This window comes from Odoribacter laneus YIT 12061, assembly GCF_000243215.1.
Classification (GTDB): Bacteria; Bacteroidota; Bacteroidia; order Bacteroidales; family Marinifilaceae; genus Culturomica; species Culturomica lanea.
In genome coordinates, this window is the sequence record NZ_JH594600.1 from 1 (window position 1) to 14,709 (window position 14,709).

Below are 14,709 nucleotides of genomic sequence, written 5' to 3' on the forward strand. Positions count from 1 at the left end.
ATAATCAAAAAAGATACAATGATTATGAATGGGAAATTGTTGGGTTTATTAATGATTTTGAAGAACAAGTTTGTGGTTATCCTGTTATAGGCCCGCTCTCTTCCATTAAAAGATTTCTCGACACAACAGATTATTACTTTTCTTGGGGAATTCATTTAGTAGGCAGAAATGTCTTAACGGAAAAAATGTATCGTGAAGCCAATATTCCGAAAAATCGTCTGGCGACCATCATACACAAATCTGCCTTTGTCGCCAAAAACGCAATTATTGAACCCGGAGTTTTTATTATGGCAAATTGTTATGTGGGTCCCCAAGCCATTATAGGAAGTTCTTCTTTGATTATGGCAAATAGTATGATCGGCCATAATATTGAAATGGGAGAACTCTGCCACTGCTCGGTGGGAGCTATTATGACAGGTTATTCTAAAATGGGAATATGCTCTGATATTGCGGTAGGTTCGACGATACTAGCTTATAAAAAAATTGGTGCTTTCGCTATGCTTGGAGCAGCAAGCTTAGCTACACACGATATTCCCGATTATGAAATCCATGTAGGAAGTCCTGCAAAATTTTTGAAAAGAATTAAAGAAGATTAAGGAGATATGATCAAATTTTTAGATTTACAAAAAATTACAGCAAAATATGCTGATGAAATACACGATGCCGTATTACGTGTAGTGGATGCAGGCTGGTATCTCCAAGGAAATGAAAATAAAACCTTTGAAACAAATTATTCTAACTATATCGGTACCCAATATACCATCGGATGTGCCAATGGTTTAGATGCTTTAATTTGGATATTCAGAGCATACCTGGAAATGGGAGTTATGAAACCAGGGGATGAAGTAATTGTTCCTGCAAATACTTATATTGCTTCCATTTTAGCTATAACTGAAAACGGCTTAAAACCGATATTAGTAGAGCCCGATATAGAAACGTATCAAATAGATGATTCTAAAATTGAAAAAGCAATAACCGATAGAACTAAAGCGATTTTGATTGTACATCTTTATGGACAATGTGCCTATACGGAAAAAATTGGTGAAATATGTAAAAAATACCGCCTGAAATTGATAGAAGATAATGCGCAGGCTCATGGTTGTTTATACAAAAATCAAAAAACGGGATCTCTGGGAGATGCTGCAGGTCATTCTTTTTATCCGGGCAAGAATTTAGGCGCACTAGGTGATGCAGGTGCCGTAACGACGAACGATGAGAAATTAGCTGAAATTATAAGAGCTGTAGCGAATTATGGTTCATCCCAAAAATATGTCTTTCAATATTGCGGAAGAAACAGTCGTTTAGATGAAATACAAGCAGCAGTACTTACAACAAAATTAAAGCACTTAGACGAAGATGTAGCCTTGCGCCAGGAAGTTGCAAAACGATATATAAATGAAATAACGAATCCTAAGATTATATTACCAAAGATCAGTAATTGGAAATCTCATGCTTTCCACCTTTTCCCGATCCGTTGTACAGAACGGGATAGATTGCAAGCATATTTAACAGAGCAGGGGATCCAAACCATTATCCATTACCCTATACCTCCTCATAAACAAACCTGTTATAAAGAGATGAATCATATTTCTCTTCCTATAACAGAACAAATTCACAAAGAAGAATTGAGTTTACCCATAAGTCCGGTTATTTCTACTTTAGAAATCAACTTTATTATAGATACACTTAATAAATGGAAATAGTTTCAAATAAAACTTTTTGTTTTTTTAGTTCTTTCAAAAGATTTGTTCCCGGAAATCTCGTTTATGAACGCCAAGGTCCATTTTTAGTAGAGCATGGATATGTGGTAAAATATTTCGTATCAGATAATTTACCAGCTCAGACTATAAACGGGATACAAATCATCTCAACCGGATATAAACCTTCTGGTTATTTAAAAAGAATATTCATAGCTCCTTTTTATATGTTTAAAAAATTGCGGAAAGAAAATGCTGCAATTTACCAAACAAATTCTATCGATTTCCTTTTTATAGGCTTATTATTAAAATTATCGGGGAGAAAAGTAGTATTTAATCTTACTGAAAGTCATCCCTATACTATAAAAAACAACCGAAAAATTCCAGTTGTTTTAAAAAAGACACTGATATTTTTATTGGCTCAATACATGAAATTTTCATTAAGAAAATTTGATGCTGTTTTCACTGTTTCTGAAAATATAGTCGATTATCTAAAAAAGTGGAAAGTCAAAAAAGTATATTTATTAGCAAACTTTCCGGTTTTAAATCCTCATTATAAGCTTAATTATAATGATTATAAAAATCGAGAAGACACGGTTATCTATTTTGGCTCCATATACGAAATCAGTAAACAGGAACATTTTATCAGAGCTCTTGAAAAATTAAATGGTTCTGTGAAATATCTTCTTGCCGGACGTTTCGGTGATAAAAATTATGAACGTTCCATTCAATCTATGTCTTTTTGGAAAAATATAGAGTTTATAAATGGATTTGCAAAAGAAGAATTACCTTCTTTATTAGCCCGGGCAACAATAAGTAATGTTTTAAGAGATTTTTCGCTTACGGGCAGTCCCAAAGGATCTTTAGGAGTGATCAAAATTTTTGAAAGTATGGAGGCAGCTTTGCCGATAATTTGTTCCGATGTACCCGTGTATCGAAAAATCATTGAGAAATATAACTGTGGTATTCTCGTTGACCCCAATGACACGGATCAAATTTTTAAAGCTATTCAGTTTTTAATTGAGAATAAAGAAAAAGCTTATGAAATGGGGCAAAATGGACGACGGGCTGTAATTGAAGAATTCAATTGGGCAAAACAAGCAGAAATGTATGGGAATATAATTAATGAGATATTAAAATAACATGTCGATTTTTAAAGACAAAACCCTGTTAATCACAGGTGGTACGGGCTCATTTGGGAATGCCGTACTCAGACGTTTCCTGAATTCGGACATCAAGGAAATCCGGATTTTCAGCCGGGATGAAAAAAAGCAGGATGATATGCGGCATCAGCTACAGAATCCGAAAGTAAAGTTTTATATTGGAAATATTCGCGACCGACAGTCGGTGGACGGAGCAATGAGAGGGGTGGATTACGTGTTTTCCGCCGCAGCCTTGAAACAGGTTCCGTCTTGTGAATTTTTTCCTTTGCAGGCTGTAGAGACGAATGTAATTGGTACAGATAATGTTTTGGAATCCGCCATTGCTCACGGAGTGAAGAATGTCGTGGTTCTTTCTACCGACAAAGCGGCTTATCCCATCAATGCGATGGGTATTTCCAAAGCGATGATGGAGAAAATAGCTATCGCTAAAGGACGTGCCTTAGGAGAAGAAGCTACGACTACCATTTGCTGTACCCGTTATGGCAATGTAATGGCGAGCCGTGGCTCGGTGATTCCGTTATGGGTCGATCAGATTAAATCTGGTAAGCCAATTACGATCACCGATCCTCATATGACACGTTTTATGATGACGCTCGACGATGCTGTCGACCTGGTGATGTATGCTTTTGAACACGGCCGGAACGGCGATCTATTCGTCCAAAAAGCACCCGCCGCTACACTGGAAGTACTAGCTGAAGCATTGAAAGAACTCTATCACGCTGATACAGAAGTAAAAACTATCGGTACAAGGCACGGGGAAAAGTTGTACGAAACATTGGTCACCCGGGAGGAAATGGCCAAAGCGATCGATATGGACAATTATTACCGCATTCCCTGTGATACACGCGACTTGAACTATGACAAGTTCTTTACGGAAGGTAATGAAGACGTTTCCAAAATAGAAGATTATCACTCGCACAATACTGCCCGGCTGGATGTGGAAGGTATGAAAAAATTACTGCTCAAACTTCGATTTATCCGCGAAGACTTGGGACTGGAAGAAAAAGCAAAATCTCCTGAGATAAGGAGCGAATAAACAATAATCAAGCAACAATAGATTTTTATGAATATTCTTATAACCGGAGCCAAAGGCTTTGTCGGACGGAATCTGGTATCGCAATTGTATAATATCCAGACAGGCAAAGCAAAAAATTATGCCGTATCTTCCGATATTAAAGTATTTGAATATGACATCGATAGTGATGCGGCCGAGTTGGAGACATATTGTAAAAATGCAGACTTTGTATTCAATCTGGCAGGAGTCAACCGACCGAAAGATCAAACAGAATTTATGCAAGGAAATTTCGGCTTTGCCTCTATTTTACTAAATACGTTGAAAAAATACCACAACACTTGCCCGGTGATGATCTCTTCTTCTACGCAGGCAGCCCTAGATAATCCGTATGGAGAATCGAAACGGGCAGGAGAAGAGCTATTGTTCAGGTATGCGGCAGAAACAGGAGCAAAAGTACTTGTATATCGCTTTCCGAATGTATTTGGGAAATGGTGCCGGCCAAATTACAACAGCGCCGTAGCGACATTCTGCAATAACATCGCCAACGATCTATCTATTCAGGTAAATGATCCGAGTGTCGTGATGCATCTGGTATATATAGACGATGTGGTCGATGAATTGATAGCGGCATTGAGTGGAAACGAACATCGCCTTGGAAATTATTGCGAAGTACCTGTGGTCCATACGATCTCCCTGGGAGATATTGTGGACTTACTTTATTCATTCAAGTCAATACCGGAAAAATTGACAGTACCGGATCTAAGTGATGCTTTTACCAAAAAATTATATTCGACCTATCTGTCTTATCTGCCGAAGGAAAAAATCAGTTATCCGCTGAAGATGAATATAGATGAAAGAGGCAGTTTCACGGAGATCATCCGTACTCCGGACAGAGGACAATTCTCGGTGAATATTTCGAAACCGGGGATCACAAAAGGTCAGCATTGGCACCACACGAAAAACGAAAAGTTTGTAGTAGTAAGCGGTCACGGACTGATTCAGCTCCGCAAAATCGGGACAGAGGAAGCAATTAATTTCGAGGTAAGCGGTGACAAAATCGAAGTGGTGGAGATGATTCCGGGTTATACACACAATATTATTAACCTTTCTGAAACAGAAGATTTGGTCACCTTTATGTGGGCGAATGAAGCATTCGATCCGGACAAACCGGATACTTATTTTGAAAAAGTGTAAATACAATGGAAATAAAAACAGATTATTCTCATACTAAATTCCAGAATAACGGCAAGTTGAAACTTCTGATTATTGTAGGTACGCGCCCGGAAATTATCCGCTTGGCAGCAGTGATTAACAAATGCCGTCAATATTTCGACTGTATTCTGGCGCATACAGGTCAGAACTACGATTACAACCTGAACGGAATCTTCTTTCGCGATCTGAAACTGAAAGATCCCGAAGTATATATGAATGCCGTGGGGGATGACTTAGGAGCTACGATGGGAAATATCATCAATGCCTCGTATAAGCTGATGGTACAGATTCAACCCGATGCTGTTTTAGTATTGGGCGATACCAACAGCTGCCTTTCTGTAATCGGTGCTAAACGGCTACACATCCCAATCTTCCATATGGAAGCCGGCAACCGTTGCAAGGATGAATGTTTGCCAGAGGAAACAAATCGCCGTATCGTGGACATTATTTCCGACGTGAACATCTGTTATTCCGAACATGCCCGGAGATATCTTGCAGACTGCGGACTGCCCAAAGAACGCACTTATGTATCGGGCTCTCCAATGGCTGAAGTACTGCATCAGAATCTGTCAGAAATTGAATCTTCCGACATTCATCAACGTTTGGGTTTGCAAAAAGGACATTACATTCTGCTTTCTGCCCACCGCGAAGAAAACATCGACACGGAAAAAAATTTCACCAGTTTATTCAACGCAATCAATGTCATGGCAGAAAAATACGATATGCCTATCTTATATTCCTGCCATCCCCGCAGCAAAAAACGTTTGGAAGCCAGCGGCTTTCAATTAGACAGCCGCGTGATACTGCATGAACCACTGGGTTTTCACGATTACAACTGTCTCCAGATGCATGCATACGCTGTGGTTTCCGATTCAGGAACCCTCCCGGAAGAAAGCTCCTTTTTTACCTCTATAGGTTATCCCTTTCCGGCAATTTGTATCCGTACCTCTACGGAACGCCCGGAAGCATTGGACAAAGGAGTATTTACTTTGGCCGGTATCGATGGAAAGTCATTACTTCAGGCAATAGAGACAGCTACTGAAATGAACAACAATGCAGATAACGGATTGCCTGTGCCCGATTACCAAGATGAGAATGTCTCTACAAAAATAGTGAAACTCATTCAAAGTTACACCGGAGTGATAAATAAGATGGTGTGGAGGAAGTATTAAGAATAAAATGAACATTATATTTCTAACTATCAGCAGGATCTGGGAAATTAGATCTAGAAACATTTATGCCGACCTGATGCGGAAATTCCGTGATGAAGATCACCACGTTTATATTGTCACACCCTACGAACGACAATTCAAGTTACAGACGACTTTGTCGAAAAAAGATGGGGTGTATATCCTAGGAGTACGCACACTGAACATTCAGAAGACAAACGTTATTGAAAAAGGCCTAGGAACAATTTTACTGGAAACACAATTCAATAATGCCATTAAAAAACATTTGAATTCGGTTGTCTTTGATTTGATTCTTTATTCTACTCCCCCCATTACGTTCACCAATGTAGTGAAAAATTTAAAGAAAAAGAATCCTCAAGCCGTCTCCTACCTTTTACTGAAAGATATTTTTCCCCAAAATGCTGTAGATCTGGGGATGTTTTCCCGGAGCAGCCTGTTCTATCGGTATTTCAGAAAGAAAGAGATTCATTTATACCGGCATTCGGATTATATCGGATGCATGTCCCCTGCAAATGTGGAATTTGTAATCAGGCATAATACATTTATTTCTCAGGACAGAGTAGAAGTAGCTCCGAACAGTATCGAGTTATCTCCTCCCTCCTCTTCTCCCAACAAAGGAAAGATCCGGGAGAAATATCATCTTCCGAAGAACAAACCGGTATTTATTTATGGTGGCAACCTGGGAAAACCTCAGGGCATTGACTTCCTGATTCAGTGTCTGGAAGCTAACCAAGAAAGAAACGACTGTCATTTTCTGATCGTTGGCAACGGCACGGAATATTATAAGATTGAACATTGGTTTGAGGAAGCGAAACCCCAAAACATGTCTTTGTTTCCCCGGTTACCGAAAGAAGATTACGATGCTTTAGTCCAATCCTGTGATGTAGGTTTAATTTTTCTCGATCACCGCTTTCTTATTCCGAATTATCCCTCCCGTTTACTTTCTTATCTGGAATACAAAATGCCGATAATAGCCGCAACCGATGTTCATACGGATATCGGCAGTATGGCAGAAAACAACGGTTACGGATATTGGTGTGAGAGTAATAAAGTAGAGGATTTCACCGCTTGTGTAAACAAGTATGTTCACGATCCCGAATCGATCAGGGAAATGGGAGAACGGGGCTACCGTTTTCTACTGGACAACTATTTGGTGGAAAATACCTATCAAAAAATAATGTCGCATATCAAGTAAAATACATTTCATGTATAAACATTGTTTTAAACGTCTATTGGATTTTACCCTTGTCCTTATTGTCCTTCTCTTTATCTGGCCTTTTCTTTTGATTATCGCCAGTTGGCTTTATTTTGCCAATAAAGGAACCGGTGTTTTTTTCATGCAGAAACGGCCCGGTAAAGATGGAAAAATATTTAAAGTAATAAAATTTAAATCCATGACCGATAAGCGGGATATAAACGGAAAATTATTACCGGATGCACAACGAACTACAAAAGTAGGAAAGTTTATCAGATCGACATCTATGGATGAATTGCCTCAATTGATAAACGTACTCAAAGGGGACATGGCATTAATAGGCCCACGCCCTTTATTACCGGAATATTTACCTTTATACACCCAAGAACAAGCAAGAAGACATGAAGTAAGACCTGGTATAACAGGTCTAGCCCAAGTAAGCGGACGAAATTTCTTACCTTTTAGTAAACGATTCGAGCTGGACGTATGGTATGTGGATCATGTATCGTTATTATTAGACTTGAAAATAATTGTCAGGTCGATTAAAAACGTCCTCATGAGAAAAGACATATCGGTTGGCAACCATATTTCTAAAGATGCAGATGATTTAGGGTTTACAAAACATATAAAAAAATGAAGAATTTAATCATAATCGGAGCCGGTGGCATGGGACGTTCTGTTTATAATATTGCATTGGGATGCATAGGCTATAAAACTGATTTTGATATCAAAGGGTTTATTGACGACGACGTGGAGTCACTAAAGGCTTATAAAAATTATCCTCCTCTATTATCTAAAATTGATGATTATTCTATCAAAGAAAATGATGTTTTTACCTGTTCCATTGGCGAGGTTAAAACCAAAAAGATGATATGCGAAAAATTGAAAGAAAAGGGTGCGAAATTTCTATCTCTCATTCATAAAACAGCTATAGTCCGACTGAATGCAGAAATCGGAGAAGGCTGTATAATTGCTGATTATGCCTCTATCGGAGCGGACGCAAAAATTGGAGAAAATTCACTCATTCAGTCATACGCCGTTGTAGCTCATGATTGCAAAATTGGAAATTATGTCAGAATAGATACGCATTGTGTTTGCATAGGGGGTGTTGTGGTTGAAGATAATGTAATGATTCATACGGGAGCCATACTGAGCCATAAAGTTACAGTGGGAGAAGGAGCGCATGTTGGTGCAGGAAGTTTTGTGATTCGTAAAGTTAAAGCGGGAATAACCGTCTTCGGTAACCCGGCTAAATATTTAAAATAAAAAGTATCCGTAAAGCCAAATTAAAAGGTGGGATTCAAATTAAAATAAAAGATCAATATGAAAGCTTTCATTTTTCCGGGTCAGGGATGTCAAAAAGAAGGAATGGGTAAAGATTTATATCATCTTTCTTCCCAAGCTAAAGACATGTTTGAAAGAGCGAACGAATATCTGGGTAGAAGAATTACAGATGTTATGTTTGAAGGTTCTGAATTAGAATTAATGGAAACCAAAAATACCCAGCCTTCAGTATTCTTATATGAAGTAATATTAGCAAAATGCCAGGAAGATGTAACGCCTGACGTTGTCGCTGGGCATTCTTTGGGAGAATTCGCCGCTCTTGTGGTAAATGAATGTTTATCCTTCGAAGACGGGCTTAATCTGGTTCTAAACCGGGCTTTAATTGCTCAAAAGGTATGCGAAAAATATAATACGGCTATGGGAGCAGTCATCGGTTTCCCTGATGAATATATTGAAAAACGTTTAAAAGAGATAGCCAAGGATTCCGGAGAACCTGTTTACTTTGCTAACTACAATGGTCCCGGTCAAGTAGTAATAACAGGCAGTCGGCAAGGGGTTAAAATTGCTTGTAAAGCTTTCAGAAACGAAGGAGCCAAAAAGGCTGTTTTATTACCTATCGGCGGTTCTTTTCATTCTCCTTTTATGGAAGAAGCCAGGATTGAATTAGGTAAAATAATTAGGGATACAGAATTTAAAAAACCGACAATACCCATCTTTCAATGTGTGGATGCCAAACCTCATAAGGAACCTAAAGAAATAAAAGACAATTTAATTCAGCATATCACTCACCCGGTTTTATGGACCCAAATGGTGAATAATATGGTGGAAGCTGGCGTAAATAGTTTCTATGAAGTGGGAACAGATGACACATTAGAAAAAATTGTAGCTCGTATGTATCCGGATAAACACGTACAGACATTATTAGATGTCCAAACATACAAGAATAAAATCAAAAATTATAAAACAGTAAAAAATTGAGATTATGACACTACAGAATTTTATCACATTATTTGCAGAACAATTTGATGATACCGAGATGGATCTATTTACTCCACAGACAAATTTTAAACAATTAGACGAATGGAGTTCTTTAGTCGCATTATCTGTCATCTCCATGGTAGATGAAGAGTTTGACAAACAACTCACAGGCGCAGAATTAAGAAACGCAAATACAATTGAAGAATTGTATCGTATTATTGAATCAAAATAAATAAGCATGTCCTTTCTTAGTATCAAAAACGTAAAAATTCGGGGGATCGCCGCCTGCGTTCCTTCCCGAATTGAAGAAAACAAGGATTATAAAGAACTCTCTGCAGAAGAAATCGAAAAATATATACAAACGACCGGAGTCCAAAGGAGGCACTGTGCTATTCACGACGGATCCATTTGTACTTCGGATTTATGTCAAAAAGCAGCCGAGAAATTAATATCAGATTTGAAATGGGATAAATCAGAAATTGGGCTACTGGTATTTGTCTCTCATACAACTGACTATCGTCTCCCAGCAACAGCTTGTGTACTTCAAGATAAAATGGGTATAACCAAGAATTGTTTAGCTTTTGATGTTACTTTGGGATGTTCTGGATATTTGTTAGGAATGGGAATCGCCGGAAGTTTACTCCAAAACGGAACAATTAAAAAAGCTCTCGTAATGGTAGGAAATACCCAGTCTGAATACGCCAGTTATCACGATAGAAGTATGTATCTTCTATTAGGTGATGCCGGGACAGTGACTGCTCTAGAATATAATGAACAGGATTACGACGAGATGGATTTCAATTATCTGACGGACGGTTCCGGTCGAGCTTCAGTGATTGTACCAGACGGCGGAAGTAGAAATCCTGTAAATGAAAAATCTTTTATCCAGGAAGATTATGGGGATGGCATTAAAAGAAACAGACTTCAAGAAAAAATGGACGGAACAGAAGTATTTTCCTTCGCTATACATCATGTTCCTCAAAATTTCAAGGAATTAATGGATCAGATTCATCTGAACAAAGAGGATGTTGACTATTTATTAATTCACCAGGCAAATAAATTCCTATGTGAAAAACTGAGGAAAAAAATTGGATTTCCGCCAGAAAAATGTCCTTATAATATCCAAGAATTCGGAAACACCAGCGGTGCTACAATTCCTTTATTAATGGTTACCAACTTGAAAAAAGAATTAGAAAGTAAACCATTAACCATTTGTATGACAACAATCGGAGTTGGTTTTTCTCTGGGCTCTGGCTGCATTAAAACAAATAAAATCGTTTGTCCTGATTTAATGTATTTGTAAAACTATCGCCATGTATAATCCATTCTCTTTAAATAGTAAAAAAATACTTGTTACAGGAGCTTCTTCCGGAATAGGAAAAGGGATTGCCATTGATATATCCAAAATGGAAGCCAATGTATACATCTTAGCCCGAAATGAAGAAAGATTGAAAGAGACTTATAGCTTGATGCAAGGGGATGAAAATATAATCTGTATAGCTGATTTGTGTAATACTGAAAACCTCAACAACCTCATAGACACTTTACCTGTACTAGACGGTATTGTTTTATGTGCCGGTATAATTAAAACGATGCCGGTTAAAAATATTACGGATGAAGCAATAGAGGAAATATTTAATACAAACATTATTTCCAATATCAAATTACTCAATCGGCTGTTGAAAAAGAAAAAACTTGCTCACGGAGCTTCTGTCGTCTTTATCTCTTCTGTTTCCACGTTCAATGTAAAGGTCGGTAATTCTCTTTATTCCAGCACCAAAGGTGCTGTTAATTCCTTTGCAAAAGCCATGGCTTTAGAAGTGTCAAAACAAAAAATGAGAGTGAATTGTATTCAACCCGGATTCGTACCTTCCAGTATATTAAATAAAAGCGGTATTGAAGAAGATAGTATCTTAAAATGGTATGCAGAACGACATCCCTTAGGATTCGGCACACCTTCCGATATTGCAAACGCTTGTATATATCTACTTTCTGATGCTTCCAGATGGGTTACCGGCAGTATATTTACAATTGATGGAGGATATACTTTACAATAAGTTTGAGGTTATCCGGTTTATTAACCATCCGGTACCCTCCAACTCTTATGTCGTTTATGATAAAAATAGCAGGAAATGCATTATCATCGATCCAGGGTCCAAAAATCCCCGTGAAATAAGTACCTATATTTCAGAAAATTCTTTATTTCTTCAATATATCTTATTGACTCATGAACATTTTGATCATATGTGGGGAGTTAAACCATTACTAAATGAGTTCCATCCGCAATTAGTATGTTCAAAAAGATGTGCTCAAAAAATATCGGTTCCACAAAATTATTACAATTTATTATACTACAATTCTGAAGAATATCATCACATTGACTCTGTCGATATCATCACGGAAGAGGTAAACAATCATCTTCATTCCTATCCGTTTGATATTTATTTTATAAATACACCTGGACATTCCAGCAGTTCCATTTGTATTCATATCGGAAATTATTTATTTACAGGAGATACTATTATGAACGGGTTTAAACCATTCATAAAAAAAAGACATGAGGGTTCTATCGAAGAATTTCAAGGTAGTATAGAGTTAATATTCAATTCATTCTCACCACATGTACTGGTATATCCCGGGCACGGTGAATCTTTTACCTTAGGTATGGTTGAGGAATTTTATAGAAATTATAAATAATTTTTTTTCAAACCAATGAAATAGGCTTTTGGAAGGAATATTCTAATTATTATAAGTAAAAAGCAAATCATTATACGATCTATATAAAAGTAAAATTATTGAATATCGTTATGAAGGAAAAACGAATTTACCTTTCTCTCGCCCACATGGGAGGACGGGAACAGGAATTTATTAAGGAAGCATTTGATACGAATTGGGTAGTTCCGCTGGGACCGAATGTGAATGCATTTGAACAGGAGCTGGCTGCCTATGTGGGGCAAGACCGGCATGTGGTGGCTTTGAGCGCGGGGACAGCAGCGATTCATTTGGGACTAGTGCAGTTGGGGGTAAAAGCCGGTGACGAAGTGATTTGTCAGTCGTTTACTTTCGCAGCTTCCGCTAATCCAGTGACTTATCTGGGAGCAACACCTGTGTTTGTAGATAGCGAGAAGGATACCTGGAATATGGCGCCCGAATTTTTGGAAAAAGCAATTCTAGACCGGAAAGAAAAAACCGGGAAATTTCCCAAAGCAATTATTCCAGTACATCTGTACGGCATGCCTGCTAAACTGGACGAAATCAGGACAATTGCCCAAAAATACGGCATTCCTCTGCTGGAAGATGCTGCAGAAGCATTGGGGTCAGAATATAAAGGACGAAAATGCGGAACATTCGGAGAATTTGGTGCATTGAGCTTTAATGGAAATAAGATTATTACCACTTCCGGAGGAGGTGCATTGATCTGCCGGACAGAAGAAGAAGCAAAACAGACAATGTTTTATGCCACTCAAGCCCGGGAAAACCGCCCCTATTATCACCACGAACACGTAGGGTATAACTACCGGATGAGTAATATATGTGCCGGAATCGGCCGCGGACAAATGTTGGTGCTCCAGAAACATGTGGAAAGACGAAGAGCCATTCATCAATTATATACTGAGCTACTGGAAGGAATCGCAGGTATTGAAGTAAAACAAGCCCCTCATCAGGACTTTAATTCTAATTATTGGCTGACTTGTATCACCGTCGATCCAACTTTAGCTGGAGTCACGGCCGATGAAATTCGGATCTATTTGGAGCAGGAAAATATTGAATCGCGCCTGTTATGGAAACCGATGCACTTGCAACCGGTATTTTCAGAAAATCCTTTCTACGGTGACGGAACTGCCGAGACCATTTTTAATCAGGGGCTGTGTCTGCCTTCCGGTTCCATGCTGGAGGATAAAGATATTCACATGGTAGTAAGCAAAATCAAAGAAAAACTCAAAGCATAGTTTCAATCTCACAAGAAACGCAACGGAGAAAAAAGACCTCCGAAAGCGTTAGAGAAGTGCACCCCAAAAGTTCTATATCCAACTTTCGGGGTGTTTTTTAAATATAAACTTTATCTAAAAAAAAACGTATATATTCAGGAAAAGACAAAAATATCTTTTAAAATATTATTTTTGCTTTGGAAAAACAGAATAAAAAACTAAAACTTGTTGTTATGAAAAAGTACATCTGCACCGTATGTGAATACATTTACGATCCGGCAAAAGGAGATCCGGATAGTGGAATAGAACCGGGAACGGCATTCGAAGATCTTCCGGACGATTGGGTTTGCCCGCTTTGCGGAGTAGGCAAAGAAGATTTTGAACCGGTCGAAGAATAAATAGCAAAGGGGACGGACCTTTTTTGCAAAAAACAGGTGGCAAAAGAACCGTCCCCTCTCAGGCTTCTTTGTATTTTCGCCGGTCGTCGTCGGTAATCTCGCGGATAACTTTACAAGGATTACCAGCAGCAAGGACGCCGGCAGGAATGTTTTTGCTTACTACACTACCGGCCCCGATAACGGAATTATCCCCGATACTCACCCCGGGTAATACAACTACATGCCCTCCTATCCATACATTATTTCCCACTTTTATCGGAAAAGCATACTCCAATCCCCGATTTCTTTGTTCCAGGTCGAAAGGATGTCCCGCTGTGTAAAAACTACAATCCGGAGCAACAAATACATTCTCTCCAAAAGTTACTTTGGCTGCATCCAAGATCGTACAATGAGTGTTGGCATAGAAATTTTCCCCTACCTCAATATTATAACCGTAATCGCATAAGAAAGGCTGTTCTATCAGCAGATTCTTACCGGTTTTTCCCAGTAGTTTTTTGAGGAGTTTCTCTCTCTCCTCCAATAAGGAAGGATGTAAACGATTGTACTCATAGAGAATTCCTTTACAAAAAAGGCGCTCTTCTATTAAATTGCGATCGTAATTGGCATCATATAATAAACCCTGAGCAGCTTTCTCTTTTTCTGTCATCT

The 14,709-nt window shown here is 38.4% G+C and carries 17 protein-coding genes; 16 read left to right on the top strand and 1 reads right to left on the bottom strand.

Going from position 1 to position 14,709, the window contains the following annotated elements; genetic code table 11:
- The 16 genes from HMPREF9449_RS15465 to rd all read left to right on the top strand — a co-directional run.
- On the top strand, positions 1-596 hold a 596-nt coding region (locus tag HMPREF9449_RS15465), incomplete at its 5' end, for an LbetaH domain-containing protein (protein WP_009138207.1).
- Between the two features lie 6 nt (positions 597-602).
- Positions 603-1,703, top strand: coding sequence for a DegT/DnrJ/EryC1/StrS family aminotransferase (locus HMPREF9449_RS15470; RefSeq protein ID WP_009138208.1), 1,101 nt, complete (start codon positions 603-605; stop codon positions 1,701-1,703).
- On the top strand, positions 1,694-2,839 hold the full coding sequence (locus tag HMPREF9449_RS15475; protein WP_009138209.1) for a glycosyltransferase: 1,146 nt from the start codon (positions 1,694-1,696) through the stop codon (positions 2,837-2,839). The genes HMPREF9449_RS15470 and HMPREF9449_RS15475 overlap by 10 nt, the downstream gene beginning before the upstream one ends.
- Before the next feature lies 1 nt (position 2,840).
- Entirely contained in the window at positions 2,841-3,896 is a 1,056-nt protein-coding gene (locus HMPREF9449_RS15480) for a polysaccharide biosynthesis protein (RefSeq protein ID WP_009138210.1), read from the top strand.
- A gap of 27 nt (positions 3,897-3,923) precedes the next feature.
- Complete coding sequence (locus HMPREF9449_RS15485) at positions 3,924-5,069, top strand: capsular polysaccharide biosynthesis protein CapF (RefSeq protein WP_009138211.1); 1,146 nt, start codon at positions 3,924-3,926, stop codon at positions 5,067-5,069.
- Positions 5,070-5,074: 5 nt separating this feature from the next.
- Positions 5,075-6,259 carry a non-hydrolyzing UDP-N-acetylglucosamine 2-epimerase gene (wecB, locus tag HMPREF9449_RS15490; RefSeq protein ID WP_009138212.1) on the top strand — a complete coding sequence of 395 codons (1,185 nt, stop codon included), beginning with the start codon at positions 5,075-5,077 and terminating at the stop codon, positions 6,257-6,259.
- Positions 6,260-6,266: 7 nt separating this feature from the next.
- On the top strand, positions 6,267-7,472 hold the full coding sequence (locus tag HMPREF9449_RS15495) for a glycosyltransferase family 4 protein (protein ID WP_009138213.1): 1,206 nt from the start codon (positions 6,267-6,269) through the stop codon (positions 7,470-7,472).
- A gap of 10 nt (positions 7,473-7,482) precedes the next feature.
- Positions 7,483-8,109: a sugar transferase gene (locus HMPREF9449_RS15500; protein WP_009138214.1), complete on the top strand. Its 627-nt coding sequence runs from the start codon at positions 7,483-7,485 to the stop codon at positions 8,107-8,109.
- Positions 8,106-8,738 (top strand): acetyltransferase, encoded by a 633-nt coding sequence (locus HMPREF9449_RS15505; protein WP_009138215.1) that lies wholly within the window; start codon positions 8,106-8,108, stop codon positions 8,736-8,738. The genes HMPREF9449_RS15500 and HMPREF9449_RS15505 overlap by 4 nt, the downstream gene beginning before the upstream one ends.
- A gap of 57 nt (positions 8,739-8,795) precedes the next feature.
- Positions 8,796-9,734, top strand: a complete 939-nt coding sequence (fabD, locus tag HMPREF9449_RS15510; RefSeq protein WP_009138216.1) for an ACP S-malonyltransferase — start codon at positions 8,796-8,798, stop codon at positions 9,732-9,734.
- Positions 9,735-9,738: 4 nt separating this feature from the next.
- Complete coding sequence (locus HMPREF9449_RS15515) at positions 9,739-9,966, top strand: acyl carrier protein (protein ID WP_009138217.1); 228 nt, start codon at positions 9,739-9,741, stop codon at positions 9,964-9,966.
- Between the two features lie 225 nt (positions 9,967-10,191).
- Complete coding sequence (locus HMPREF9449_RS15520; RefSeq protein ID WP_187118611.1) at positions 10,192-11,037, top strand: 3-oxoacyl-ACP synthase III family protein; 846 nt, start codon at positions 10,192-10,194, stop codon at positions 11,035-11,037.
- Between the two features lie 10 nt (positions 11,038-11,047).
- Positions 11,048-11,791, top strand: coding sequence for an SDR family NAD(P)-dependent oxidoreductase (locus HMPREF9449_RS15525; protein ID WP_009138219.1), 744 nt, complete (start codon positions 11,048-11,050; stop codon positions 11,789-11,791).
- Positions 11,769-12,431 (top strand): MBL fold metallo-hydrolase, encoded by a 663-nt coding sequence (locus tag HMPREF9449_RS15530; protein WP_040612184.1) that lies wholly within the window; start codon positions 11,769-11,771, stop codon positions 12,429-12,431. The genes HMPREF9449_RS15525 and HMPREF9449_RS15530 overlap by 23 nt, the downstream gene beginning before the upstream one ends.
- 110 nt (positions 12,432-12,541) lie before the next feature.
- Positions 12,542-13,684 carry a DegT/DnrJ/EryC1/StrS family aminotransferase gene (locus HMPREF9449_RS15535; RefSeq protein ID WP_009138221.1) on the top strand — a complete coding sequence of 381 codons (1,143 nt, stop codon included), beginning with the start codon at positions 12,542-12,544 and terminating at the stop codon, positions 13,682-13,684.
- Positions 13,685-13,896: 212 nt separating this feature from the next.
- A complete protein-coding gene (gene rd, locus HMPREF9449_RS15540; RefSeq protein ID WP_009138222.1) occupies positions 13,897-14,061 on the top strand; it encodes a rubredoxin in 165 nt (54 codons plus the stop codon).
- A gap of 58 nt (positions 14,062-14,119) precedes the next feature.
- On the opposite strand, the gene HMPREF9449_RS15545 is transcribed toward rd, so the two are convergent.
- Complete coding sequence (locus HMPREF9449_RS15545; RefSeq protein WP_040612188.1) at positions 14,120-14,707, bottom strand: sugar O-acetyltransferase; 588 nt, start codon at positions 14,705-14,707, stop codon at positions 14,120-14,122.
- Positions 14,708-14,709 lie beyond the last annotated feature (2 nt).